Source organism: Nocardia nova NBRC 15556 (assembly GCF_001613005.1).
GTDB classification, from domain to species: Bacteria; Actinomycetota; Actinomycetes; order Mycobacteriales; family Mycobacteriaceae; genus Nocardia; species Nocardia nova.
The window spans coordinates 1-25364 of sequence record NZ_BDBN01000038.1 but is presented as its reverse complement, the minus strand read 5'-3'; the positions used below and the strand labels follow the sequence as shown (position 1 = coordinate 25364).

Annotated in this window: 24 protein-coding genes; 12 read left to right on the top strand and 12 right to left on the bottom strand. The window is 68.8% G+C overall.

Annotation, left to right across the window (positions count from 1 at the left end; all coding sequences use genetic code 11):
- Positions 1-81 precede the first annotated feature (81 nt).
- Positions 82-978 (bottom strand): LysR family transcriptional regulator, encoded by an 897-nt coding sequence (locus tag NN2_RS16465; RefSeq protein ID WP_063014609.1) that lies wholly within the window; start codon positions 976-978, stop codon positions 82-84.
- 101 nt (positions 979-1079) lie between these two features.
- Here NN2_RS16465 and NN2_RS16460 point away from each other — a divergent pair, with 101 nt between their 5' ends.
- Positions 1080-2351 (top strand): MFS transporter, encoded by a 1272-nt coding sequence (locus NN2_RS16460; protein ID WP_063014607.1) that lies wholly within the window; start codon positions 1080-1082, stop codon positions 2349-2351.
- A gap of 46 nt (positions 2352-2397) precedes the next feature.
- On the opposite strand, the gene NN2_RS16455 is transcribed toward NN2_RS16460, so the two are convergent.
- The 6 genes from NN2_RS16455 to NN2_RS16430 form a co-directional block, all read right to left on the bottom strand.
- Positions 2398-3138: a 16S rRNA (uracil(1498)-N(3))-methyltransferase gene (locus tag NN2_RS16455; protein WP_063014605.1), complete on the bottom strand. Its 741-nt coding sequence runs from the start codon at positions 3136-3138 to the stop codon at positions 2398-2400.
- A 7-nt stretch (positions 3139-3145) separates the two neighbouring features.
- Positions 3146-4294 (bottom strand): molecular chaperone DnaJ, encoded by a 1149-nt coding sequence (gene dnaJ, locus NN2_RS16450; protein WP_063014603.1) that lies wholly within the window; start codon positions 4292-4294, stop codon positions 3146-3148.
- Between the two features lie 131 nt (positions 4295-4425).
- Complete coding sequence (gene hrcA, locus NN2_RS16445) at positions 4426-5457, bottom strand: heat-inducible transcriptional repressor HrcA (protein ID WP_063014601.1); 1032 nt, start codon at positions 5455-5457, stop codon at positions 4426-4428.
- Positions 5458-5691: 234 nt separating this feature from the next.
- Positions 5692-5901 (bottom strand): hypothetical protein, encoded by a 210-nt coding sequence (locus NN2_RS16440; RefSeq protein WP_030512852.1) that lies wholly within the window; start codon positions 5899-5901, stop codon positions 5692-5694.
- Positions 5902-6015: 114 nt separating this feature from the next.
- On the bottom strand, positions 6016-7218 hold the full coding sequence (gene hemW, locus NN2_RS16435) for a radical SAM family heme chaperone HemW (protein WP_082857030.1): 1203 nt from the start codon (positions 7216-7218) through the stop codon (positions 6016-6018).
- A 45-nt stretch (positions 7219-7263) separates the two neighbouring features.
- Complete coding sequence (locus tag NN2_RS16430; RefSeq protein ID WP_082857029.1) at positions 7264-8070, bottom strand: AraC family transcriptional regulator; 807 nt, start codon at positions 8068-8070, stop codon at positions 7264-7266.
- Between the two features lie 110 nt (positions 8071-8180).
- Between NN2_RS16430 and NN2_RS38170 the strand changes: the two genes are divergently transcribed.
- From NN2_RS38170 to NN2_RS16400, 7 genes are all read left to right on the top strand, one after another.
- Complete coding sequence (locus NN2_RS38170; protein ID WP_063014599.1) at positions 8181-8390, top strand: hypothetical protein; 210 nt, start codon at positions 8181-8183, stop codon at positions 8388-8390.
- 173 nt (positions 8391-8563) lie between these two features.
- Positions 8564-8656, top strand: a complete 93-nt coding sequence (locus tag NN2_RS39095; RefSeq protein ID WP_368854180.1) for an Ms4527A family Cys-rich leader peptide — start codon at positions 8564-8566, stop codon at positions 8654-8656.
- A gap of 133 nt (positions 8657-8789) precedes the next feature.
- Positions 8790-10568: a nitrite/sulfite reductase gene (locus tag NN2_RS16420; RefSeq protein WP_030512848.1), complete on the top strand. Its 1779-nt coding sequence runs from the start codon at positions 8790-8792 to the stop codon at positions 10566-10568.
- A 13-nt stretch (positions 10569-10581) separates the two neighbouring features.
- Positions 10582-11298 (top strand): phosphoadenylyl-sulfate reductase, encoded by a 717-nt coding sequence (locus tag NN2_RS16415; protein ID WP_030512847.1) that lies wholly within the window; start codon positions 10582-10584, stop codon positions 11296-11298.
- On the top strand, positions 11277-12209 hold the full coding sequence (gene cysD, locus NN2_RS16410; protein ID WP_104364755.1) for a sulfate adenylyltransferase subunit CysD: 933 nt from the start codon (positions 11277-11279) through the stop codon (positions 12207-12209). The genes NN2_RS16415 and cysD overlap by 22 nt, the downstream gene beginning before the upstream one ends.
- Positions 12209-13534 carry a sulfate adenylyltransferase subunit 1 gene (locus tag NN2_RS16405; protein ID WP_063014597.1) on the top strand — a complete coding sequence of 442 codons (1326 nt, stop codon included), beginning with the start codon at positions 12209-12211 and terminating at the stop codon, positions 13532-13534. Before cysD ends, NN2_RS16405 begins: the two co-directional genes overlap by 1 nt.
- 19 nt (positions 13535-13553) lie before the next feature.
- Positions 13554-14330 (top strand): sirohydrochlorin chelatase, encoded by a 777-nt coding sequence (locus NN2_RS16400; RefSeq protein ID WP_063014704.1) that lies wholly within the window; start codon positions 13554-13556, stop codon positions 14328-14330.
- Between the two features lie 80 nt (positions 14331-14410).
- Here NN2_RS16400 and NN2_RS16395 read toward each other — a convergent pair whose 3' ends face one another.
- Positions 14411-15199 (bottom strand): HAD family hydrolase, encoded by a 789-nt coding sequence (locus NN2_RS16395; protein WP_063910784.1) that lies wholly within the window; start codon positions 15197-15199, stop codon positions 14411-14413.
- Between the two features lie 193 nt (positions 15200-15392).
- On the opposite strand from NN2_RS16395, the gene NN2_RS16390 reads away from it, so the two are divergent.
- Positions 15393-16166: an SDR family NAD(P)-dependent oxidoreductase gene (locus NN2_RS16390; protein ID WP_063014595.1), complete on the top strand. Its 774-nt coding sequence runs from the start codon at positions 15393-15395 to the stop codon at positions 16164-16166.
- A gap of 6 nt (positions 16167-16172) precedes the next feature.
- Here the strand turns inward: NN2_RS16390 and NN2_RS16385 are convergent, their stop codons facing one another.
- Entirely contained in the window at positions 16173-17105 is a 933-nt protein-coding gene (locus NN2_RS16385; protein WP_063014593.1) for a helix-turn-helix transcriptional regulator, read from the bottom strand.
- 89 nt (positions 17106-17194) lie between these two features.
- Between NN2_RS16385 and NN2_RS16380 the strand changes: the two genes are divergently transcribed.
- A complete protein-coding gene (locus NN2_RS16380; protein ID WP_063014591.1) occupies positions 17195-17635 on the top strand; it encodes a VOC family protein in 441 nt (146 codons plus the stop codon).
- Positions 17636-17641: 6 nt separating this feature from the next.
- Here NN2_RS16380 and NN2_RS16375 read toward each other — a convergent pair whose 3' ends face one another.
- The 3 genes from NN2_RS16375 to NN2_RS16365 all read right to left on the bottom strand — a co-directional run bounded on the left by NN2_RS16375 (position 17642) and on the right by NN2_RS16365 (position 22959).
- Entirely contained in the window at positions 17642-19933 is a 2292-nt protein-coding gene (locus NN2_RS16375; protein ID WP_063014589.1) for an Hsp70 family protein, read from the bottom strand.
- A gap of 420 nt (positions 19934-20353) precedes the next feature.
- Positions 20354-21937 (bottom strand): FAD-dependent oxidoreductase, encoded by a 1584-nt coding sequence (locus tag NN2_RS16370; protein ID WP_063014587.1) that lies wholly within the window; start codon positions 21935-21937, stop codon positions 20354-20356.
- A 14-nt stretch (positions 21938-21951) separates the two neighbouring features.
- Positions 21952-22959 carry an AurF N-oxygenase family protein gene (locus NN2_RS16365; protein WP_063014585.1) on the bottom strand — a complete coding sequence of 336 codons (1008 nt, stop codon included), beginning with the start codon at positions 22957-22959 and terminating at the stop codon, positions 21952-21954.
- A 283-nt stretch (positions 22960-23242) separates the two neighbouring features.
- Between NN2_RS16365 and NN2_RS16360 the strand changes: the two genes are divergently transcribed.
- On the top strand, positions 23243-23902 hold the full coding sequence (locus tag NN2_RS16360; protein ID WP_063014583.1) for a GntR family transcriptional regulator: 660 nt from the start codon (positions 23243-23245) through the stop codon (positions 23900-23902).
- Positions 23902-25167 (top strand): MFS transporter, encoded by a 1266-nt coding sequence (locus NN2_RS16355; RefSeq protein WP_063014580.1) that lies wholly within the window; start codon positions 23902-23904, stop codon positions 25165-25167. The genes NN2_RS16360 and NN2_RS16355 overlap by 1 nt, the downstream gene beginning before the upstream one ends.
- The last annotated feature ends 197 nt before the right edge of the window (positions 25168-25364 follow it).

The window sequence follows — 25364 nt, the reverse complement described above, 5'->3', positions numbered from 1 at the left end:
ACCGACACCGCCCACTTATTTGATCTCCAGCCCCAGCTCAGAGGCCGCTCACCCGGAAGATGAGCGGTCGTCACCGTTCGTTCACCGCCCGCTCCCGCGCGACCATTCGACGGCGAACTCGCGAAAGGTGCGCACCGCATCGCCCGGCACCGCGTCCGCCGACCAGATCAATCCGACCGCGCGGGCGGCACCCGGATCCGTCAGCGGAACCAGCACCGGCCCGGGCTGCGGCCCCCGCACCGCGGGCTCCTCCAACGGCAGCAGCGCCACTCCGAGTCCCGCCGCCACGAGACCCGACACGGTCACCAGATCACTGGACTCCAGCGCGATCCGTGGCCGGAAATCCGCTGCGGCACAGAGCTCGTCGAGAATTCTGCGCATCCCGTAGCCGGTGGGCATGGCGATGAATTCGGCCTCCGCGGCCTCCGCCAGCCGAATCTGCCGCCGGCCCGCCAGCCGATGATCGACCGGAACCCCGAGGGCGAGGCGCTGCCGGAACAGCGTGCGCCAGCCCAGCCCGGGCAGCGCCGGTTCGGGCGAGGTCAGACCGAGATCGGCCGTACCGTCGAGCACCTCGGCGGCCACCACGTTGGCAGGTCCCTGGTCGAGCCGGAACGTGATCCGCCCCGACACGCGCCGGAAGCCGGCGATCAGCTCCGGCACGACCCGCCCGCCGAAGGAATGGACGAACGCCAGCCGCACCGACCCCCGGGCCGGATTCGCCAGATCCGCGAGCGCCCGGCTCCCGGCGTCCAGTTCGGCCTGGGCGCGGCGGGCGTGTTCGTAGAAGATGCGCCCGGATTCGTTGAGCGTCAGCCGCTTACCGTGCCGATCGAACAACTGCGTGCCGAGTCGCTGTTCCAGCCGGGCGAGCATGCGCGACAGCGTGGGCTGGGCCAGATGCAGCCGATCGGCCGCCGCACCCACGCGTTCGAGTTCGGCGAGGGTCAGAAACCAGTGCAAATCGTCACTCGCCATCGGCAGGCTCCCCGCGCTCAGCTCAGCTAATGCCGCAATTGCATCAACTTACCGATCATTATGCATTTCCTTTTCCAGCCCTGTGGAGCCACGGTGGAGGCATGACCAGCGCGACCGTGACCACCGCTCCCGTCCGGACGGCCGAGGACGCGCGGCACGAGCGGCGGATCACCCTCGCGCTGTTCGCGGCCGGACTCACCACCTTCGGGTCGATGTACAGCGCGCAGGCGCTGCTGCCGAGCCTGTCGACGGCCTTCGGCGCCACGCCCGCGCACGCCGCACTGGCGGTATCGCTGACGACGGGTCTGCTGGCGGTGGCGATCGTGCCGGTGAGCGTGCTGTCGGGGCGGTACGGCCGCACCCGGGTGATGATCGCGTCCGCGGTGGCGACCAGCATCATCGGTCTGCTGTTGCCCTTCAGCCCGAATCTGGACCTGATGCTGGCGGGGCGGGCCGTGCAGGGCATCGCCGTGGCCGGCGTGCCCGCGGTCGCGATGGCGTATCTCGCCGAGGAGATCGGTTCGGCCGGATTGGGCACCGCGATGGGCATCTACGTCTCGGGCACCACCATCGGCGGCCTGGCCGGCCGGCTGATTCCCGCCTTCACCTTGGAGGTGGCGTCCTGGCGTTGGGGCGCAGCGATTTTCGCGGTGGGCGCCGCGCTGTGCACGGTGTGGTTCGTGCGGATGCTGCCACCCTCCCGATACTTCGTCGCGCGGCCCCTCGGCGTCGGCGCGCTGCTCGGCGACCTCGCCACGCATCTGCGCAACCGCGCGCTGCTGCCGCTGTTCGGGTTGGCCTTCCTGCTGATGGGCGGATTCGTCTCGGTGTACAACTTCCTGGGCTACCGGCTCATCCAGTCGCCGTTCGGTTTGTCCGCGGCCACCGCGGGTGCGGTCTTCCTGATGTATCTGTCGGGCACGGTCTCGTCCACCGCGGCGGGCCGGTTCGCCGATCGGCTCGGCCGTTTCCCGGTGGTGGCGATCTCTCTCGCGACGATGAGTATCGGCCTGCTGCTGACCATTCCGGATCATCTGGCGATCCTGTTGCCGGGTCTGCTGTTGTTCACCGCGGGCTTCTTCGGCGCGCACGCCGTGGCCAGCGCGTGGGTCGGTGCCACGGCGACAGGCAATCGCGCGGCCGCGTCCTCGCTGTACCTGTTCGCCTATTACGTCGGCAGTTCGATCGTCGGCGCGTTGGCCGGGCTGGCCTACAGCTGGCACGGGTGGGCCGGATTGGCGCTGTACGTGGGAGTGCTGATCGTCGTGGCGGCGGGTCTGGTGGCTTGCCTCGGATTGCGGTTGCGAGCCGAGAGCTTCCGGTCCCGGCCCACCGCCGGCCCGTCCGAGATCGGAACTTCTGGCCCCGCCTGACGACCGCGCCGCACCGTCGGGCGCGGATGCCGGCCGGATCCGGGACCTACCAGCGCGGAGTCAAAGCCCCCAGCGCACCGAGCGCGACCGCCGCGGCGGTGGAGGTGCGCAACACCGTCGGCCCCAGGAGCGCGACGGTGGCGCCCGCCGCGGTGAGCGCACCCAATTCCGAGTCGTCCAGACCGCCTTCGGGGCCCACGATCAGCACGATCGGCGCGGTCTGCGGGAACGCCAGCTCGGCGAATCGCGCCGTCGCGGATTCGTGCAGCGCGATCGCTATGCCGTTGTCCGCGAGGGTTTTCCGGACCAGCTCGGCCACATCCGCGGTGCGATGCAGATCGGCGACCTCGGGGATGTAGGCCCGCCGCGACTGCCGGGCCGCCGTCCGGGCCGCCGCACGCCACTTGTCGACGCCCTTGCGCGCCTTGGCTTCCCAGTTCGCGACACACCGGGCGGCCTGCCACGGGACGATCGCGTCGGCGCCCGCCTCGGTCATCAATTCGACCGCGAGTTCGGAACGATCCGATTTGGGCAGTGCCTGCACGACCGTCACCGCCGGCGACACGGGCGGGGCGACCGCGCGGTCGAGCACCTTCAGATCCAGGCGATCCCGCCCGGTGGCCACGACCTCGGATTCGGCGAGCAGTCCCGCACCGTCGGAGAGCGTGATCGGCTCGCCGACCCGGATGCGGCGCACGGTCGCGGCGTGCCGGCCCTCGGGACCGTCGAGCACCGCGACCGCGCCGACCGGCGGTATCTCGTCGACATAGAAAACCGTTGCGGCCACGGCGTTTTCAGCGACCGCTGAAGGAGGCCCGCAACCGTGCGAACAATCCGCTGTTGTGTTCGGATTGGGCCGAGAGCACCTCGGTGTGTTCGCCGTTGCGCATCGCCTGGTACTTGCGCAGCAGGTCGAACTGCTTGTTGTCCAGTTTGGTCGGGATCACGATGTCCAGGTGCGCGACCAGATCACCGCGCGCACTGGAACGCAGCTTGGGCATGCCGTGGGCGCGCAGCACCGACACCTCGCCCGGCTGGGTGCCCGGCGGAATGGTCAGTTCGGTGGGCCCGTCCAGGATGGTGTCGATGACCACCGTGGTGCCGAGCGCGGCATCGACCATCGGTACCCGGATCGTGCAGTGCAGATCGTCGCCGTCGCGGACGAAGGTGTCGTGCGGCTGCTCCACGATCTCGACGTACAGATCACCGGCCGGTCCGCCGCCGGGGCCGATCTCGCCCTGTGCGGCCAGCCGCACCCGCATGCCGTTGGCCACACCCGCCGGAATCGGCGCGGCGATCTCGCGGCGGGCACGCACCCGGCCGTCGCCACCGCATTTGCGGCAGGGGTCGGGAATGGTCTCGCCCGTACCGCGACAGGTCGGGCACGGCCGGGACGTCATCACCTGTCCCAGGAAGGACCGCTGCACGGTCTGCACCTCACCCGCGCCGCCACAGGTTTCACAGCGCACCGGCTTGGAATTGCCGTTGGTGCCCGAGCCCTGACACAGATCACAGAGCACCGCGGTGTCGACGGTGAGGTGTTTGGTGACACCGACCGCGCATTCGGCCAGCGACAACCGGGTCCGCAGCAGCGAATCCGCGCCCGGCTGCACCCGGCCGCGCGGTTTGCGCGAACTGGTGGCGTTCATACCGCCGAAGAAGGCCTCGAACACATCGCCCAGACCACCGAAACCGGCGCCGGAGAAGCCGCCGCCCGCGCCCGCCGATTCCATCGGGTCGCCGCCCATATCGACGATGCGGCGCTTCTCGGGGTCGGTGAGAACCTCGTAAGCGGTGGATACCTCGCGGAACCGCTCCTGCGCGTCCGGATCCGGGTTGACGTCGGGGTGCAGTTCCCGGGCCAGCTTGCGGTAGGCGCGTTTGATCTCCTGGTCGGACGCGTTGCGCCCGACGCCGAGGATTCCGTAGTAGTCCCGTGCCACTTGAGTCTCTAGTCCTGTTCCGAATGGGTGTCGTCCAGCATCCCTGCTCACAGCCGATGCTGCCATGTTCACTGTGGCCGACCGGCGAACCAGGTTGCCGACCGGCGCGGATCCCGGTTACCGGGGCGGGCTCATCGTTCCGCGAGCACCTCACCGATATAACGGGCGACCGCGGCGACCGAGGCGATCGTGCCGGGGTAGTCCATCCGGGTCGGGCCGACCACTCCCATACCTCCCAGCACGGTACCCGGCATACCGTACCCGGTGGATACCACCGAGGTGCCGCGCATCTGCTCGACGCGGGTCTCCTCGCCGATCTGCACCGTCACCGTGCCGGGCTGCTGCGCGGCGGCCAGAAGTTTCAACACCACCACCTGCTCCTCGAGCGCCTCGAGCACGGCACGCAGCGAACCCGGGAAACCGAAATCGCCGGCATTGCGGGTCAGGTTGGCCGTGCCGCCCAGCACCAGCCGCTCCTCCGGATGCTCCACCAGGGTTTCGACCAGAACGGTCGACACCCGGACCAGAACGTCGCGTAGCCGGGCGGGGGCGTTCTCCGGCAACGCCGCGACGGCGCTCGAGGCAGCGGACAGACGCTTACCGTCCATCGCCTTGCCGAGCATGCCGCGCAGTGCGGCGAGATCCTCCTCGTCGATCACCGCACCCAGATCGACGAGCCGCTGATCGACCCGCCCGGTATCGGTGATCACGACCAGCAGCAGCCGGGCCGGATTGAGCGCCACGACCTCCAGGTGACGCACGGTCGACGCCGAGACCGTCGGGTACTGCACCATCGCGACCTGCCGGGTCAGCTGCGCCAGCAGCCGCACCCCGCGTCGCAGGACGTCGTCGAGATCGACGCCGCTTTCCAGGAATTCCATGATCGCGCGGCGCTCGGCATTGGACAGCGGCTTGACCTCGGCGATGTTGTCCACGAACTGGCGATAGCCCTTGTCGGTCGGGATGCGACCGGAGCTCGTGTGCGGCTGAGTGATGTATCCCTCGGCCTCGAGGACCGCCATGTCATTGCGCACGGTTGCGCTGGAGACGCCCAGATTGTGCTTGTCCACCAGCGTTTTCGACCCGATCGGCTCCTTGGTCGCGATGTAGTCCGCGACGATCGCGCGCAGGACCTCCAGCCGCCGCTTCTCGGTGCTCGACATCGGCCCCACCTCCTCGTTCGCCTTCGGGGTCCACGCGGCCGCACACGGGCAGCATCGACCACGCGGATTCCCGGTTGATCCGACACCAGTTTAGTTCCTGTGCTCACGAGTTCCCGCGTGTGAGGTCGCACAGTGATGCCGGGCCGGCGCCGGGGACCCGGTCGCGCAGCGGAACGGAGGTGGAGCCACGGAATGCGCGGGCGAAGATGTCCGTCTTGCGCCCGCGGCGCGAACTCAGTCCGATTCGGCGACGAGTTTGCCTGCCGCCGCATCCAATCCGAGCATCGTCAGCAGCGACTGGCAGTCGTCGACTCCGGTCGAATGACTGGCCACCGCCCGCGCGGCGAGCGCGCCGCGCCGTGCGGCCTCGGCCTTCTCTGCGGCACGCGTTTCGGCGAACTCGCTCTGCTCGTGGACAAGTGTGATGTGGCGTGCCTGTGACATGGATCTCCTCAAGTTGCCTCGAACCCTACGCTGTCCGGACTCCCGCCCGGGCCGCAGCGCCGAATTCGGGGCGAAATAGACCGATTCACCGGGCCGCTACCGACCGACAGCCGGTCAGCCCAGCAGATCGCGGACCACTCCGTCGGCGAGCAGACGCCCACGGTCGGTCAACACCAACCGATCACGGTCGACAACGGCCAGTCCGTCGGCGACCACACGCTCACATGCCGCGCGGCCGTCGGCATCCAATTCCTCGACCGGGAGTCCGGAGCGCAGGCGTACGCCGAGCATCACGCGCTCGGTGTACCGCTCCGCGTCGGTCAGCGCCTCCCAGCCCGCGGCGGGCAGTCCGGCGCGGGCCGCGACGCGCTCGGCGTAGCGGCCCGGATGCTTCACGTTCCACCAGCGCACGCCGCCGAGGTGGCTGTGCGCGCCGGGGCCGGCGCCGAGCCAGTCGCCGCCGTCCCAGTAGCCGAGGTTGTGCCGGCAGCGCGCGGAAGACGTTGTGGCCCAGTTGGATACCTCGTACCAGCCGAATCCCGCGGCGGCAAGGCGGGCGTCGATGCGTTCGTAGCGGGCGGCGAGGGTGTCTTCGTCGGGGGCGGGGAGTTCGCCGCGGCGGACCTTGCGGGCCATGGCGGTGCCGTCCTCGACGATCAGGGAGTAGGCGGAGACGTGGTCGACGCCGGCGGAGAGGACCGCGTCCAGGCTGGCGTCGAGGTCGGCGTCGGATTCACCGGGCGTGCCGTAGATGAGGTCGAGGTTGACGTGGTCGAAACCGGCTGCCCGGGCCTCGCGGGCGGCCGCTACGGCACGTCCGGGGGTGTGGGTGCGGTCGAGAATGCGCAGAACGTGGCTCGCGGCCGATTGCATGCCGAGGGAGACGCGGGTGTAGCCGGCGGTTCGGATGCGCTCGAAGAACTGCGGGGAGGTGGACTCCGGATTCGATTCCGTGGTCACCTCCGCATCGGCGGCGAGGGAGAACTCGGCACGGATGGCGTCGAGGACATCGGCCAGGCCGTCGCCGCCCAGCAGCGACGGGGTGCCGCCGCCGACGAAGACCGTCGACACCGGCGGTTGCGCGCTCGGCAGTTCCGCGAAAGCCGCTGCCGCGGTGGTCAATTCGCCACGCAGGGCATCGAGCCACGACTCCGGCGAGGCGGAGGAACCCAGCTCGCCCGCCGTATACGTGTTGAAATCGCAGTAGCCGCAGCGCGTCGCGCAGAACGGGACGTGCACGTAGATCCCGAACGGCCCGCCGCCGAAATCGCGCAGCGTCGGCGCGGCGGTGGTGTGTTCGGGAGCGGGTGCGGTCACCCCACCAGTGTGCCCGGTGCGGCGCAGTGACCGGCGGCACACCGGCTAGTCGATCGCTTCCGGCGCCGGTAGCCCGCGAGTTCGGTGCGAACGGGCGTATTTTCCGGGAGTGGCGCCGACGATGTCGGCGAACGCCGCGATGAAGCCGCTCGGATTCGCCCACCCGCAGGCGTGCGCGACATATGTCGCGTCGTGCCCCTCGGCGAGCAGGACGAGCGCGTGCGAGATGCGCAGTTGGGTGCGCCACTCGTAGAAGGTCATGCCGAGCTCGTCGTGGAACAGCCGGCTCAGCGTTCGCGCTCCCGCGCCGACCCTGCGCCCGAGTTCGGCCAGCGCGGTGTTGTCGCCGGGGTCGTCGTACAGAATCCGCGCGAGGGCCCGCAATCGGTCGTCGCGGGGTTGCGGCAGTTGCAGCGGCTGCTCGTGCGCTTCCCGCAGTTCGTCGACGAGCACCCGATGCAGCCGGGCGCGCGCACCACGGTCGTGGTCGCGGGGCCCGGTGAGAGTGAGGAACACCTCGCGGGCCAGATCGGTGGCCCCGAATACCGCGGGGCGGTCCGGTAGCAGCCGGGCCGGTGCCACCGGGAGAAAGACGATCCGCATGTCGGTTCGCCCGTGGGCGCGGTGCTGGTGCGTGAATCCGGCTGGGGTCCAGCCGATTCGGCTGGCCGGCACGATCGACGTCCCGCGTTCGGTGTGCACCGAGAGCACCCCGCGGGCGGCGTACACCAGATGCCCGCGCGCATGCGCGTGGACCGAACTCGACGCTCCCGGCGCCCACTGGTGAACGCCCCCGGACGGCCACAGCCGCGACGTAGAAGCCGTCGCGGCAGGTTGGCGGCGAACGGGCATGAATCGGCATTCTATCGGTGGTCGGCCGCCCCGGTTGCCCACGACAGTGAACGCATGAGTGAGACGACGATGCGTGCGGCGCGCTGGCGGCCTCGGGCGTCCTGTCCGGGGTGCGGCAGCGCGCGGCGCGGCTGCTGATTCGGGGCGGGACCTCGTCGGTGGGCATGGCGGCGATCGCCATCGCGGCAGCCGAGGGTATCGAGACCGCGGCCACGACCCGGCAGCCCGCGAAGGTGGACGCGCTCATCGCCGCCGTGGTCGCGGCCCACCGCCGGATGCAGAACGACGAGGCGACCGGAAAGCTCGTCATCGTGTCCTAGCCGACCCGTCGGCGTCCCGTGGGAAGGCCCCTGCGGCATCGCGATCGGCGAATCCGCTTGATCTATGACGCATCTCACAAATTAGGACGGCCGTCCAGGGAATTTCCCGCTTTTTTGCGGAGAATATGACCCACCGGTCGGAAAGACCCACCTGACATGGCACAATAACTTCCATGACCGGACTTGGAGTACGACTCGTGGCGCGCCGCCATGTCGACTTCAAGCGCGTCTGCAGCGCCAGTTGTCTGCCGGATCGCCTCCGGTAGCTCGGCCTCCCCTCTCCCCGGTTCCCGGCATCCTTCGCGATGCCCATCGGTCCGATTCGCTGAACTCCGAAGGCGCGAGCCAGCCCCTCCCGCCTGCCGCAAGGCCTGATCCATCTTCTTCAGGAGCGACCCTATGACGTCGAGTACCGACGCCGGTCCCAGCCCCGAGTCCGTTCGCGCGGATCGTGAACGCCTCGCCCGTGAGCGTCGTGCCCGGCCCCGCCCGGAGGCTTCCGGCCCGCGCGAACGCACCGGCAAGCCGGTCCGCCGCAAGTCCGAGGGCCAGTGGGCCCTCGGTTACCGGGAACCGCTGAACGCGAACGAGCAGAGCAAGAAGGACGACAATCCGCTCAACGTCCGTGCGCGCATCGAGAACATCTACGCCAAGGGCGGATTCGACTCGATCGACAAGAGCGATCTGCGCGGCCGCTTCCGCTGGTGGGGCCTCTACACCCAGCGTGAGCAGGGCTACGACGGCACCTGGACCGGTGACGAGAACATCGACCTGCTCGAGGCCAAGTACTTCATGATGCGCATCCGCTGCGACGGCGGCGCGCTCAACGTCGAGCAGGTGCGCACCCTCGGCCAGATCTCCACCGAGTTCGCCCGGGACACCGCCGATCTGTCCGACCGCGAGAACCTGCAGTACCACTGGATCGAGATCGAGAACGTCCCGGAGATCTGGCGGCGCATCGAGGCGGTCGGATTGCAGACCACCGAGGCCTGCGGCGACTGCCCGCGCGTGGTCCTCGGCTCCCCCCTGGCCGGTGAGTCGCTGGACGAGGTCGTCGACGGCAGCTGGGCGGTCGAGGAGATCACCCGGCGCTACATCGGCAAGAAGGAGTACTCGAACCTCCCCCGCAAGTTCAAGACGGCGATCTCCGGCCAGCAGGATGTGGTCCACGAGATCAACGACGTGGCGTTCGTCGGCGTCGAACATCCCGAGCACGGCCCCGGTTTCGACCTGTGGGTCGGCGGCGGCCTGTCCACCAACCCCATGCTCGCGCAGCGAGTCGGTGCGTGGGTGCCGCTGGAGGAGGTGCCGGATGTGTGGGAAGCCGTCGTCTCGCTGTTCCGTGACTACGGTTACCGCCGGCTGCGGACCAAGGCGCGGTTGAAGTTCCTCATCAAGGACTGGGGCATCGAGAAATTCAGAGAAGTTCTCGAGGAGAAGTACCTGCAGCGCAAGCTCATCGACGGCCCCGCGCCCGAGAAGCCGGCCCGGCCCATCGACCATGTGGGCGTGCAGCGGCTGCGCAACGGCCTCAACGCGATCGGCTTCTCCCCGATCGCCGGCCGTGTCTCGGGCACGATCCTGACCCAGGTCGCCGACGCCGTCGAACGGGTCGGCGCGGACCGGATCCGGTTCACTCCGTACCAGAAGGTCGTCGTACTCGACGTCCCCGACGACAAGGTCGAGGAACTGATCGCCGAACTGGAACCGCTGGGCCTGCAGGCCCGGCCGTCGGCCTGGCGGCGAAACCTGCTGGCCTGCAGTGGTATCGAGTTCTGCAAACTCTCGTTCGTGGAGACGCGCAAGCGTTCGCAGGTCCTGGCGCCCGAACTCGACCAACGCCTGGCCGATATCAACGCCCAGTTGGACGTGCCGGTCACGATCAACATCAACGGCTGCCCCAACTCCTGCGGCCGTTCACAGATCGCCGATATCGGTTTCAAGGGCCAGCTCGTCGACGACGGCGACGGGAATCAGGTGGAGGGCTATCAAGTTCACCTCGGTGGCAGCCTCGGGCTCGACAGCGGCTTCGGCCGCAAGCTACGCCAGCACAAGGTGACCAGCGAGGAGCTCGGCGACTACATCGAGCGTGTCGTCCGCAATTTCGTCAAGAACCGCAACGACGGTGAGCGGTTCGCGCAATGGGCTGTCCGCGCCGACGAGGCCGACCTTCGGTAACGGGAGATTCAGTATGGCAACCACTTTGGAAAAGCTGAGCGAAGCCGAGCTGCGCAGGATCGCCGAGGACGGCGCGGCGCAGCTGGGTCCGGACGCCTCGGCCACCGAGCTGCTGCAGTGGACCGAGGACACCTTCGGCTCGAGCTACATCGTCGCCTCGAATATGCAGGATGCGGTGCTGGTGCAACTGGCCGCGCAGGTGCGGCCCGGCGTCGAGGTCCTGTTCCTCGACACCGGCTACCACTTCGCCGAAACCATCGGCACCCGGGACGCGGTCGAAACCGTCTACGGCGTGAACATCCTCAACGTGCGGCCCGAACACACTGTCGCCGAACAGGATCAACTGCTTGGCAAGGATCTGTTCGCGCGCGACGCGGGTGAATGCTGCCGGCTGCGCAAGGTGGTGCCGCTGCAGAATTCGCTGGCCCCCTACAACGCGTGGGTGACCGGCATCCGGCGCGTGGAGGCCCCCACCCGGGCCAACGCCCCCCTGATCTCCTTCGACGAGGGCTTCGGCCTGGTGAAGATCAATCCGATCGCCGCCTGGTCCGACGACGAGATGGCCGCGTATATCGACCAGCACGGCATTCTCGTCAATCCCCTTGTCGAGGAGGGATATCCGTCCATCGGTTGCGCTCCGTGCACGCGGAAGCCGGAACCGGGATCCGATCCGCGAAGCGGCCGCTGGGCCGGCCTCGCCAAGACCGAATGCGGGTTGCACGCCTCATGACTTCAACGGTGACCGAGACACAATTCGATACCCTTGCCGCCCTCGAGAGCGAAGCCATCCACATTTTCCGTGAGGTGGCAGGCGAATTCGAGCGTCCGGTGATCCTGTTCTCCGGCGGGAAGGACTCCACGGTCCTGCTGCATCTGGCGCTCAAGGCCTTCTGGCCCGCGCCGCTGCCGTTCTCGCTGCTGCACGTGGACACCGGCCACAACCTCGACGAGGTGCTGGCCTTCCGCGACCACGTGGTCGAGAAGTACGGGCTGCGGCTGCACGTCGCCAGCGTCGAGGAGTATCTGGCCGACGGCCGGCTCACCGAGCGGCCCGACGGTATCCGCAACCCGCTGCAGACCGTGCCGCTGCTGGACGCCATCACCGAGAACCGCTTCGACGCGGTCTTCGGCGGCGGGCGGCGCGACGAGGAGCGGTCGCGGGCCAAGGAGCGGATCTTCTCGCTGCGCGACGCCTTCGGCCGCTGGGACCCGAAGCGGCAGCGCCCGGAACTGTGGAACCTGTACAACGGCCGGCACGCGCCCGGTGAGCACGTGCGGGTGTTCCCGCTGAGCAACTGGACCGAACTCGACATCTGGCGCTACATCGCGCGCGAGAACGTCGAACTCGCGACCATCTACTACGCGCACGAGCGGCCCGTGTATCAGCGCGACGGCATGTGGATGACCCCGGGCTCCTGGGGTGGTCCGCGCGAGGACGAGGAGCTGGTCGTCAAGTCGGTGCGTTACCGCACCGTCGGTGACGGATCCACCACCGGCGCAATACTTTCCGATGCCGCGACCAACGACGACATCCTCGCCGAGGTCGCCGCGTCGCGACTGACCGAACGTGGCGCGACCCGCGGCGACGACCGCGTCTCCGAGGCCGCCATGGAAGACCGCAAGCGAGAGGGTTACTTCTGATGAGCGAGTGGAGCTTGCGGAACGAGCAGACAACACAGCCCGACCTCCTCCGTCTCGCCACCGCCGGCAGTGTCGACGACGGCAAGTCCACACTGGTCGGACGCCTGCTCTACGACACGAAATCGGTACTGGCCGACCAGATCGACGCCGTCACCCGGGCCTCGGTCGACAAGGGCCTGGCCACCCCCGATCTCTCGCTGCTGGTCGACGGGCTGCGCGCCGAACGCGAACAGGGCATCACCATCGATGTGGCCTACCGGTACTTCGCGACGCCGAAGCGGTCCTTCGTGCTCGCCGACACCCCGGGCCACGTGCAATACACCCGCAACACCGTCTCGGGCGCGTCGACGGCACAGTTGGTGATCCTGCTGGTCGATGCCCGCAAGGGCGTCATCGAGCAGACCCGGCGCCACGCCGCCGTGATGGCGCTGCTGGGTGTGCCGAAGCTGGTGCTGGCGGTGAACAAGATCGATCTGGTCGACGACGCGGAAGCGGTGTTCGCGCAGATCGTGGCCGAGTTCACCGAGCTCACGAGCAAACTCGGCTGGGCCCCCGAGGACATCGTCGAGATCCCGGTCTCGGCGCTGCACGGTGACAACATCGCGTCCCGCTCGGAGAACACCCCGTTCTACGACGGCCCCTCCCTGATCGAGCATCTGGAGTCGGTGCCGGTCGATGCCGACAGCACCGGCCGCCATCAGGTGGGCCTGCGCTTCCCGGTCCAGTACGTGATCCGCCCGCGGACCGCGGAGTACCCGGACTACCGCGGGTATGCCGGACAGGTCGCCGCGGGCGTGGTGTCGAAGGGTGACGAGGTCGTGGTGCTGCCCTCCGGCATCCGGACCACGGTCGAGCGCATCGACACCGCCGACGGCGAACTGCCCTCCGCCCAGCCCGGACGCAGTGTGACCCTGCTGCTCACCGACGATGTCGACATCTCCCGCGGCGACACCATCGTCGCGGCGGCCGACGCTCCCGAACCGATCGATGCGTTCGACGCCACCTGCTGCTGGCTCGGCGACAAGCCGCTGCGGCCCGGCGCCCGCCTGCTGCTCAAGCACGGCACCCGGACCACGCAGGCCATCGTCGGCGAGTTGATCGAGCGGTTCGACGAGCAGAACCTGGCCGCCGATCCGAATCCGGAGTCGTTGGTGCTCAACGATATCGGCCGCATCTCGGTGCGCGTCGCAGAGCCGATCGCGGCCGACGACTATCGGGTCAACCGGTACACGGGCAGCTTCCTGCTCATCGACCCGGCGGGCGGTAACACGCTGGCCGCGGGCCTGGTGGGCGACGTACTGACCTCGGTCGAGGTCGGCAGCTGAGATGGGTTCGGCCGGTGGGATGTTCGTGAACGGCGAGCGGTCGCTCGCCGGTGTCACCACCGGCCGCGCCCCGGCATTGATCGCGGTCGCACACGGCAGCCGTGATCCGCGGTCCGCCGCGACGATGTCGGCCGTGGTCGCCGAGATCGCCGGACAACGTCCGGATGTCGACGTGCGCCTGGCATTCCTGGACCTGAACACCCCTTCGGTGGAACAGGTCATCGATGCCGTTGCGGCACAGGGACATACCGAGGCCGTTGTCGTCCCGTTGCTGCTGGGCAGTGCGTTTCACGCCCGGGTGGATCTGCCCGGCATGCTCGCGGCTGCCCGCCGTCGGCATCCGCTGCTGCGGATCACGCAGGCCGATGTGCTCGGAACCGACGAACGACTGGTGGCGGCGCTGCGGGACCGAGCGCTGCACGCGGGCGCCGACCGCGACGATGCCGAGCTGGGTATCGCGGTCGCAGCCGTCGGATCCTCGTCCGCGGCCGCCAACCGGATCACGGCCGAGGTCGCGGTGGCGCTCACGCACAGCACCCGCTGGCGGTCCGCGATCTGCTTCGCGACCACGCAGCCGTCGCTGAGCCGAGCGGTCTCGGATCTGCGCAGCCGGGGAGCCCGCCGGGTGATGGTCGCCCCGTGGTTCCTGGCCCCGGGGTTGCTCATCGATCGTCTCGCCGTCGCCGAACCCGGCCTCGTGCACGCACCTGCGATCGGGCCGCACCGGTTCCTCACCGAGGTCGCGCTCGAGCGTTATCGGGCCGCCGACCGGATGTCCCTCGACCTCACGGCCTGATTCCGCCTGTCCTTCCGGCAGTCTCGGTCACCCTGGTCCCGCCCGGTCCGGACCCACGTGGGTCGTGCCGGCTTCGCGGTTCATCCCGCGAACCAGCGCTCCAGCACCAGGGCCGCCCCGTCCTCACTGATATCGGCGGTCGTTTCGTCGGCGAGCTCGCGGACCGGGGGCACCGCGTTGCCCATGGCGACGGAATGCCCTGCCCAGGTGAGCATGTCGATATCGTTGTAGCCGTCGCCGATGGCCAGGGTCTGCTCGAGCGGGATGTCGAGGGTCAGGCGAAGTTGTTCCAGCGCCCAGCCTTTGGACACCCCCTGTTTGGAGGCCACCAGCCACGGTTCGTCCTCGCCGTGCACCCAGCCGGCGCCGGGGAGGTCGAGTTCGCCGACGGCGTCGATCATTTCGTCGAGGCTGCCGCCGGGCCACCAGCCGTTCAGCCGCGTGGTGGGCTCGAGGCTCAGTTCGGCATCGTCGACGAAGCGGAATTCGCCGAGCCGGAAGCTGCCGGGGTAGTAGCCGGTGGCCCAGGTCCCCACTCCCACCTTCTCCACCGACAGCACCATATCGGGCAGCAGTGAACGCAGTGTCGCGACCGCGGGCTCCGGGTCGAAGGTGTGGACCGCCAGTGGTTCCCAGTTCGAAATGTCCACGTGCACAGCGCCGTTCGAGCACAGCGCCTGGCCCTCCTCGAGTCCCAGCTCCTCCATCACGAGCCGGGTGGCGAGCAGGGTGCGGCCGGTCGTGATCACCACATGGGCGCCCGCGTCGACCGCGGCACGCACCGCCGCACGCACCCGCGGGCTCATCGGTGCGCCCGCCTGCAGGATGGTCCCGTCCACATCCAGGGCAATCAGTCGAGGACTGTTCACCCGGTCATTGTCACCGATCGTGCATCTGCGCTTACAGCCCCGCCGCCGTTACCCGGCGGTATGCCACTCCGACGACTAGATGACACATCAACTACAGGTCCGAATCCCGTCAGCTTTGCCGGTTTCGCGCGACTTGACTGGCACCTGTCACGAGATCGCGTGGCAGACAACGGATATGGAGAGGGCAGCAGAGATGGACACGACAGTGCACCACCGCTTCGAATCGAAGGTCGTACTGATCACCGGCGCCAGCAGCGGGGTCGGCGCGGCCGTGGCCCGGCGAGTGGCGGCGGAGGGCGCCGCGGTGGTGCTGGGCGCCCGGGGCAAGGAGGCCGGGGATTGGATCGCCGCGGATATCCGCGCCCAGGGCGGCCGGGCCGTCTTCGTCCCGACCGACGTCACCGTGGCCGAGGACGTGGATCGGCTCACCCACGCCGCGATCGACGAATTCGGCCGGCTGGACGCGGCCTTCAACAACGCCGGCGCGGTCAACTCCTTCGGACCGGTGCAGGACATCGACGAAGCCGGTTGGCGCGCAGATCTGGAACTCAACCTCACCGGCGTGTACTTCGGCCTGCGGTCCCAGGTGCCGGCGCTGCTGGAGTCCGGCGGCGGGGCGATCCTCAACAACGCCTCCAACCTCGGCGTGGTCGGTATGGGCTCGGTCGCCCCCTACGTCGCTGCCAAACACGGCGTGGTCGGCCTGACCCGCGCGGTCGCGCTGGAGACGGCCACCGCGGGTGTGCGGGTCAACGCGCTGGTTTCGGGCGCGGTGGATACCCCGGCGTTCCGCGCGTCGATGGGTGCGACACCCGAAGGCGAGGCGGCGATCGCGGCGCTGCACCCGCTCGGCCGAATCGCCCGCGCGGAGGAAATCGCCTCGCTGTGCGCCTACCTCCTCTCCGACGAGGCGAGCTTCGTCACCGGCGCGGCGGTCGCGGTCGACGGCGGGTTCACCGCTCGGTAACGCGGATCAGCGGTAGATGGCGGTGAGCTCGGCCGCCAGCGCGGCCAGCTCACGCCGAATCGATTCGGGGGCAACGACTTCGAGGCGTCCCCCGAATCCGGCGAGCTGTTCGGCGATCGCGCGCGGCAGATGGGCGCTGATCCGCAGCCGCACCCGGCCGCCGTCGACCGGACCGTCCTCGGCGCAGTGCCGGCCCAGCCGATCGCGCAGGACCGGCACGATCTCGGGATCGGCGTGCACGATCGCCGACACCTCGCCGCGGCGATGTTCCATCTGTTCGACGATCTCCGACCACGCCTGCGCCAGATCGAAATCCGCCGGGACGTCGGCGACGCCGTCCCCGACGGTCACCTCGCTCATCCGGTCGACGCGATAGGTCCGGCGCCCCCGGTCGGTCCCGGCGATCAGATACCACACGGCGTCCTTGTCGACGACGCCCCAGGGATCGACGGCTCGCTCACGACCGGCCGGGCCGTAGCGAAATCGGACCGTCCGTCGCCGCGCGACGGCCTGTTGCAGCAACTCGACCTCCGCCGGTTCGGATCGCGGCCGCCGGCCCCAGCCGACCGGATCGATCAGCGTCGCCGCCGAGGCGGCCAGGGCTTGTTCGCGGAACGTCTCCGGCAAGGCTCGCAACAACTTTCGCAGCGCCGAGCGGGTGGCGGGCGAGCCCGAGGCCGCCGGACCGAGCAGCAGGAACAGCGCCCGCGCCTCGTCGGCCGTCATTCCGCTGAGGTCGGTGCGGGCACCACCGATCAGCGCCCAGCCCCCGCCCCGGCCGGGCTGCGAGTAGACGGGAACGCCTGCCGACGACAGCGCCTCGAGGTCGCGGCGCGCGGTCGCCACGGACACCTCGAGTTCCCTGGCGAGCTCGGCGGCGGTCACCCGGCCCCTCGCCTGCATGAGGAGCAGCGTGGCAATCAGACGGTCGGCGCGCATACGGCAATTCTGCCGAACAAAGTGCTCATTCGGTGAGCACTTTGACCGCGAGGATCGTATCGAAGACCGCAACGACCGAGGAGAGACCGATGCTGCGCGGAATGACGACCGTGTCCTACTATGCCGACGACCTGGCGGCCGCCAAGCGCTGGTACGGCGAATTGCTCGATACCGCACCGTATTTCGAGGTTCCCGGCTATATCGAGTTCCGGATCGGCGACTACCGGCACGAACTCGGCATCATCGATCGCCGCTACTGCCCGGACCCCGCCCACGAACCCGGCGGCGCACTGCTGTACTGGCACGTCGACGATCTCGACGCCGCACTGCAGCGGCTCCGCGAACTCGGCGCGGCCGAACACCAACCCGTCACCGAACGCGGTCCGGGCTTCGTCACCGCCTCGGTGGTCGACCCCTTCGGCAATCTGCTCGGCATCATGTCCAACCAGCACTACCTCGACGTCCTGGACAGCCGTCGGGACTCGTCACCGCCGGCTCGGCGCGATATCGGGGCCGAACCCTGTCGGTGAACCCGGTCAGTGCCCGAAACCGCCGAAACCACCGCTGTGGAAGCCGCCGCCCAGGCCACCCCCATGGAAGCCGCCACCGGGGGTGGCGCCGAGGCCTGGGTGGCTCGGCGCGACGGCTCCGGGGTGGGCGGGGGCGACCGGTGCGGGGTTCGTCCCGCCGGGGCGGGTAGCGCCGCCGGGAGGTGTGGCCGTGCTGCCCCCGAGGCCGGGAGGACGGGCGGTTCCCGCACCCGGGGCGGTATCGGAAGACGTTGTGCCCGGGGCAGACTGGGCACCACCGGTCGGTGCGGAATCGGTGCCGCCACCGGTGGGGGCGGAGGTGCCGGGCTTCGCGTTGTCCCCGGCGTTCGCAGTGCCGTTCGAATTGGCAGTGCCGTTCGAATTCGCGGAGTCGCTCGAATTCGCGGAGTCGCCCGAGTGGGAACCGTCGCCCGAATTCGTCGTACCACCGGCATCGGGTCCGGTGTCGGAGTTCGTGGCGTCGCCGGAGTGCGCCGGGCCCGAGTTCGCCGTCCCCGGTTTCGCCGGATCCGATTTCGTACCACTGGAGTTCGCGGAGTCGTCGGCGTGCGAGCCGTGCGTATCGGCGCTGTCGGAGTCCGAGCCCTGGGAGGATGCACTCGACCCGCCGGTCGCACCGGCCGAATTCGACTCGGCGGACGTGGTATCCGAGCCGTCACCGCTGTCCGCGGTGCCGCTCGAGTGCCCGGGCCGCGGAGTGGACGCGGCATCGCCGGTATGCGAATTCCCGGACGACGCACCGGGAGTCGCGGTCGTCTTGTCGGCGGGGACGGGGTTCGTGCCGGATGCGGGTGTACTCGAACCGTCCGGTTTCGGCGCCGGATTTCCGGGCTTCGACGAGTCCTCAGGTGTGGAGCCCCCGCCGGGCGGGGTGCCCTGATCACCGGATCCCGGCTGACCGGGATGCCCCGCGCCGGGCAGGTTGCCGGCCGCGGCGCCGGCGGCCAGGAGCGCCGCCGCGCCCGAGTTCACGAACGGCATGGGGTTGGTGAAACGCGCCGGATCGGAGTAGGTCCGGGCGCGGGGCGGCACGCAGGGCGTGACGGCGCCGTCGTCGCGCAGCGCGTTCTCGACCCGATCGGCCATGGCATGCGAAAAGTCTTGCGCCGCGACGGCGTAGCCGCGCATTCCGGACAGCGAGGTGCCCATCAAAGTGTCGGCGCGGGCCGCCAGCGAAGTGAATCCGACACCGAAGCCGGGTGTCTGCGGCAGGTCGCCGACCTGTTCGCGCAACGCATCCGCCGGGCCGGCCAGCGCGGGGGCGAATTCCATGATCGGGCCGTCGGTACCGAGCGGGCCACCGCCGATCATGGTCGCCGCCGACATGGCGAGAGCGGACACGACCGCGGCGGAGGATACGACCGCGGCGCCCCGGGCGTATCGCCCGGCGTTGCTGTTGCTCGTGGCAAATCGAGCCGAGGCGATGGCGGCTCCGGTCGCGACCGTATGCGCCGGATCCGGCGGGACGATCACCGGAGGACCCAACTCGGCCAGCACCTCCGCCACCTCGACCGGTCGCGCGGCGCCACCGATCAGTAGCACGCGATCGACGTCGTCGATGGTCACCCGCGCACGTTGCAGGCAATCGCGCACCACCCGGAGCGAATTGCGGATATGCCAGGCGCGCAGGCGGCGGGTGTCCTCGGCCGGCACCACCGTCGACACCGGTGCCGGCACGTCCGGAGCCAGCGTCCGTGCGTAGCGCGCCAGGACGGCGCCCAGCGGCCGGCCGCCGAAGGCATCGGATCGCAGGGCCGAGCCGAGCACTCCGCGCTGATTCCATTCGGCCTCGGTCCGGACCACCGCGACGTCCAGGTTGTTGGCGCCCAGGTCGTAGACGAGCGTGGAACAGCTTGCGGAAACACCGTATTCGCCGTCCAGCCATTCCACCGCGGCCACGGGTTCGGGCATCAGAATCACGTCGAAGGCGCCGCAGCGGTGCAGCGCGTACTGCAGCGAGGCGATCTGCCGGTCGGTGTAACAGGCGGGATAGGTGAGGACCGGCCCGGCTTCGGGATCGCTGCCCTCGATCAGGCAGGTGGCGACCGAGGCGACCAGGTCGGCCGAGGACCGGATCCGGCCGCCCAGCGATACCGGCTCGCGCACGCGGGTGAGGTCGGCGAAATCCGTGACCACCGGCGCGAATCGAGGCACTCCGCCGACTCGGACATCGCCGGAGCAGTCGAAGGTGACCGCGGTGCGACGCACGCGGACGGCCGGCCGGCCGCGATCACCGGCAGTTGCCGCCCACACGGAATTCACTGTGCCGATGCTCATGCCGAAGCCAACCGTCATTGCCATCCCGTCAACGCACCGAGACCACGGCCCCAGGTGGTTCAACCATGTGGTCGCGGTCGTTTACCAAATAGCGAACACAGGTTAGCTGGTCGGTCTCGATCACGGAAACCGAATGGGCGGAAAAGCTTTCACACCCACCGCTCGATCGAGCAAAACACCTGATAGGCCGCGATCTTCGGCAAAGTCGGAAGTTCGAATTCGGCTACCGCACGAGAATAGCTGGCAAAACTGGCCATTTCACAGTTGATCGCGCGGAATACCGACCGGTTTTCTATGGAATTGCCGCAATGACATTCACGAGACCGAAATCCGTCCGGCCGTTCCGAATGACTGGATGGTTGCCGAAACGACGAATGCCCCGATCCGGGCGGATCGGGGCATTCGGTCGAAAGACCCGGCTCAGGCGCGAGCGAGCAGCTTTCGCTTCCACCACGGCTGGGCCGTGGCGCCGCCGCGCACCGCATCGGGGCGGCGGCGCTGGACCAGCCGATCGAAATCGGTGGCGTCGGCGGTGGGCCGGCGCAGACGCCCGGCGTTGAAGTCGTCGACCAACTGTCGCACCGTCTGCTGCGCGCAGGACTTGTTGGTGCCGATGAAGCCCGTCGGACCGCGCTTGATCCAGCCGGTCACATAGGTTCCCGGAACCACCGCGCCGCCGGCGGATTCGAGCACCCGGCCGTCGGCGTTCGGGATGACACCGGCGCGCTCGTCGAACGGCACCCCCGGCACGGCCACGCCGCGGTAACCCACCGAAGCCAGAACCAGTGCGGTATCCAGGGTTTCGGTGTCGTCCGTCGCGACAGCGCGGGTGATACCGGCCTCGTCGGTCACGAGTTCGTTGCGCACCAGCTCGATTCCGGTCACGCGGTCGGTGCCGACCAGCGCCACCGGCGAGGAGAGATAGCGGAAGACGATGCGCTTGCGCGCGCCCACCGGACGGTCGGCCACGCTGCGCAGCAGCTTCAGTTTCTGCTCGACCTTCTGCGGCATATCCGGAGTCGGTTCCGGCACATCACCTTCCACGACGATGTCGAGATCGGATCCGAGCAGGCCCACGAATTCGGGAACGGTGAAGGCGGATTCGGCGGGACCGCGGCGGCCCACGATCACCACTTCCTCGATCTTGCTGTGCCGCAGTGCCGCCAGCGCCGCCGGCGACACCTCGGTGGCATCGAGCAGTTCGGGATCCATGGTGAGAATCCGGGCCACGTCGAGCGCGACATTACCGTTGCCGACGATCACCGCGCGCCGCTGCGACAGATCGAAACTGCGCTGCGCGAAGTCGGGATGACCGTTGTACCACGCCACGAACTCGGTCGCGGACAGGCTGCCGGGCAGACCCTCGCCGGGGATACCGAGCTTGCGGTCGGAGGAGGCGCCCACGGCGTAGATCACCGCATCGAAATGGTCCAGCAGTTCGGCGTGCGAGATGTCCGCGCCCACCGCCACATTCAGGTACGACCCGAATCCGGGCTGCGCGGAGATCACATCGAACAACCGGCTCACCTGCCGGGTCCGGGTGTGGTCGGGCGCGACGCCGTGGCGTGCCAGGCCGTAGGGCACCGGCAACCGGTCGAAGACCGTCACCGTCACCTCGGGCTGGGTGAGCAGCTCGTCGGCGGCGTACATCGCCGAGGGACCCGAACCCACGATCGCGACGCGCATCGGGCCGCGATCAGTGTCCACCTCGGCGGCCGGCACCGGCTTGGCCAGCAGTGGACGCGGCCGCGCCTGGCGATAGAAATCGGCGTTGATCTCGATGAACGGCTTCTGCTCCGCGGTGAGCTTCTTCGAGGAGGTGATGGCGTCCACCGGACAGGCCGTGGCACAGGCGCCGCAGTCCACGCATGCCGCGGGGTCGACGTACAGCATCTCCGCCGTCAGAAAATCCGGTTCGTCGGGCGTGGGATGGATGCAGTTGACCGGGCATGCGTAGACGCAGGAGGCGTCGCTGCAGCACGACTGGGTGACTACATACGGCACTGTATGGCTACCCTTCAGGCGGCTTTGGTCTTGGCGCGCTGCGGCTCGGAGCGGTACCGGCTGGCCGGGCCGTCGATCTTCAGCAGCTTCCAGACGTTCTTCGAGATCGGGTTCATCAGGCCCAGCTCCTTGGCCAGGGCCCGCACGTCGATGAAGTAGTCGGCGAAGGTCTGCTGCGCCTCGGCGGAGCCGTAGAACAGTTCCTTGCGCACGTCCTCGGGGATGTCGAATTCCTTGAAGAAGGACTTCGGCGGGGTCGCGATGGACCGGCCGAGGATCCACATCACGATCGGCATGGCCAGCGACAGCACGAACTTCGCGGCCGGATTCGACTCCGGCACATGCTTCTTCAGGAATTCGTGCGCGAAGGAGATGTGGCGCGCCTCCTCGGCGACGTGAATCGCCATGACGCCGCGCATGATCGGATGCACTTCCTCGCCGGAGCGCAGGATCTGCTTCTGGATGTGGTCGATCGGCTCCTCACCGGCGAGCACCGCCATGAAGAACAGATTCGGGAACCGGGCGGCGACCGGCGCGGCGATGTAGCGAAGCTTACGGACCAGCGGGCCCATCCCCGGCACATCGATGCCGATCCGGTTGACCATCTCCTGGAACATCAGGGTGTGGTTGTGCTCCTCGATCATCTCGTGGGAGCAGTACCGGAATTCGGGCGAGCCGTTGGGCAGGCTGAAGTTGTGCGTGACCATGCCGCTGATCAGGATCGACTCGAACTGCAAGCCGACCTTGGCGACATTGGCCTGGCGGTACTTGCCGATGGCGATCTTCTGCTCGTCCGACAGCGCCTGGTACCAGGGGTGACGTCCCAGCGGGTCGGCGGATTCCGGAAGGATCCACCGCTTCTCGCCGGCGGTCGCGGCGAAGTCGGGGTTGTCCCAATCGATGTCGGTGAACGGATCGAAGTGCTTGTTGACCGAACCCTCGGACAGCAGGAGCAGCTTCTGGGCGTATTCCATGGCCTCGGCGACCACAGGGTCTACTTCCGGCGTCGCGGCAACGGACATCGTCGTCACAGCCTCTCCATCTCGCATGGGTAACTGTTTCCCATAGTTACACCTATAGCGGCGGAGGTCAACACCGGCGACCGGCCGTGCCGGGCACCATCGCGCAACCTCGCCGATAGTCCGCCGAATTCCCAGCTCAGTGGCAACCGAAACAGCATTACCGGGAAGTACTGTGCGGGGCGTCACATCGAAGGGAAGGCCGTCACCACCCACGCTCGAGGCGGGTCGGACGTGTCGGCACCCACATGGCAATTCATCCCATGTCCCCGCTAAGCTACAACTTGTGTCTAAGACGTATTCAGCCGCGGAGCGCGCCTATCGGGAGATCAAGGAGCGCATCCTGACCGGGGCACTGCCCGGGGGAGAGCTGATCAGCGAGGGTGAGATCGCGACCGATCTGGGCACCTCGCGCACTCCGGTCCGGGAGGCGTTCCTGCGGTTGGAGACCGAGGGCTGGATGCGGCTGTATCCCAAACGCGGCGCGCTGGTGGTACCCATTCCCGCACACGAGGCCGAACACGTCGCACATGCCCGCTATGTCGTGGAGACCGCGGCGGTGCGCGCCCTCACCGCCGACGAGCGGCCGGCGCTGATCGACGCCCTGCGCGAATCACTGACCCGCCAGCGCGAACTCGTCGCGAGCCTCGCCGCGTCCGACGGCCGGGCGCTGTCGCACTTCGCCACCGAGGACACCGACTTCCATCGCGGCTATGTGGTCGCCGCGGGCAACCCGCTGCTCACCGGGTTCTACGACTCGCTGCGCGAACGCCAGCGGCGGATGAACAGCGTCGCCCTGCACCGCGCGCCGATGAATACCGCCCGCATCGTGGAACAGCATGCGCAGCTGACCGATCTGATCGCCGCCGGCGATACCGCGGGCTTCGATACCGCACTGGCCGAACACCTTTCGGGTGTGCACCAGCTCGAACTGAGAGGACTGTGATGACCGCGCCGACCGCCGTCGACATCCGCCCGGCACGGGTCGCCACCACCCCGCGCGCGTGGTGGGGCGTGGCCGCGGCGGTCTTCGCGATCGCCTGGGGCGGAAACGAATTCACCCCGCTGCTGGTGGTGTACAAGAACGACGGCCTGCCGGTCACGACGGTCGATCTGTTGCTGTTCGAATACGTCCTGGGCATCGTGCCGGCGCTGCTGATCGGCGGGCCGCTGTCGGATCGCTACGGCAGGCAGCGGCTGATGCGGCCCGCACCGCTGATCACCGCGGTCGGATCGACGCTGCTGGCCTTCGGTTCCGGCGTGGTGCCGATGTTGTCGATCGGGCGCGTGCTGTGCGGAGTCGGTCTCGGGCTGGCCATGGCCGTGGGCAGCAGTTGGTTGAAGGAGCTGTCGCAGCCGCCGTTCGCGCCCGTGTCGGCTCCCGGCACCGGCGCTCGCCGCTCGGCGATGAGCCTCACCGGCGGTTTCGCCATCGGAGCCGGCGTGGCCGGGGTGCTGGCGCAGTGGGGGCCGTGGCCCGCGACCCTGGCCTATCTCATCAATGTGGCACTGTGCGTGATCGCGGCCGTCTGGGTGCAGCGCGCACCGGAAACAGTGGCACCGCAACCGATTCGCAAGCCACTGCGTGAGGATCTGCGGATTCCGGCGGCCGGCCACCGGCGTTTCCGCCGCATCGCACTGCCGCTGGCGCTGTGGCTGTTCACCTCCGCCGCGGCCGCTTACGCGATCCTGCCGACGCTGGCCGCCGACCGCATCGCCGGAACCCCGATCGCCTTCTCCGCGCTGATCACGGTGATCACGCTCGGATGCGGCTTCGCCATCCAGTCGGTGGCGCGGCGGATCGACCTGCCGGGTACCGCGCGGATCGCGGCACTGTCGCTGATCCTCACCACGGCAGGCATGGCCGCATCCGTCTACGCGGCGGCGTCGCTACAGCTGTGGGCCGTCGTCGCGACCGCTGCCGTGCTCGGCTTCGGATTCGGCATCGGGATGGTCGCGGGACTGCAGGAGATCGAGCGGATCGCCCGGCCGGACGATCTGGCCGGGCTGACCGCGGTGTTCTATTCGGTGAGCTACCTCGGATTCGGTTCACCGGCGCTGCTGTCGCTGCTGCACAACGCCTTGCGCATCGGCTATCCGGTGATGTTCGCGGCCGGCGCGGTCATCGCCCTCGGATGTCTCGCGGTGGTACTCAACAACTATCGCGATCCGGAGAGCCCGAGCGCCGTCGAGCGACGAATCAGCCGATAAGCCGAGTCGGAAGGGCGTTGTCTGCCCCGCGCCACCTGTGGCGGCACGCCGTCAGTGCTGAACGTGCACTAGTCCCGCGCCCATGGATTGCGCTCCCGCTTCGTCCCCCACCACAGCAGTCGCCGCGAACAGCGCGCCACCGGCCGCGACCGCGACGGTGACCGCGACCCGCGTCAGCCGGCGGCGCAGCACGCGCG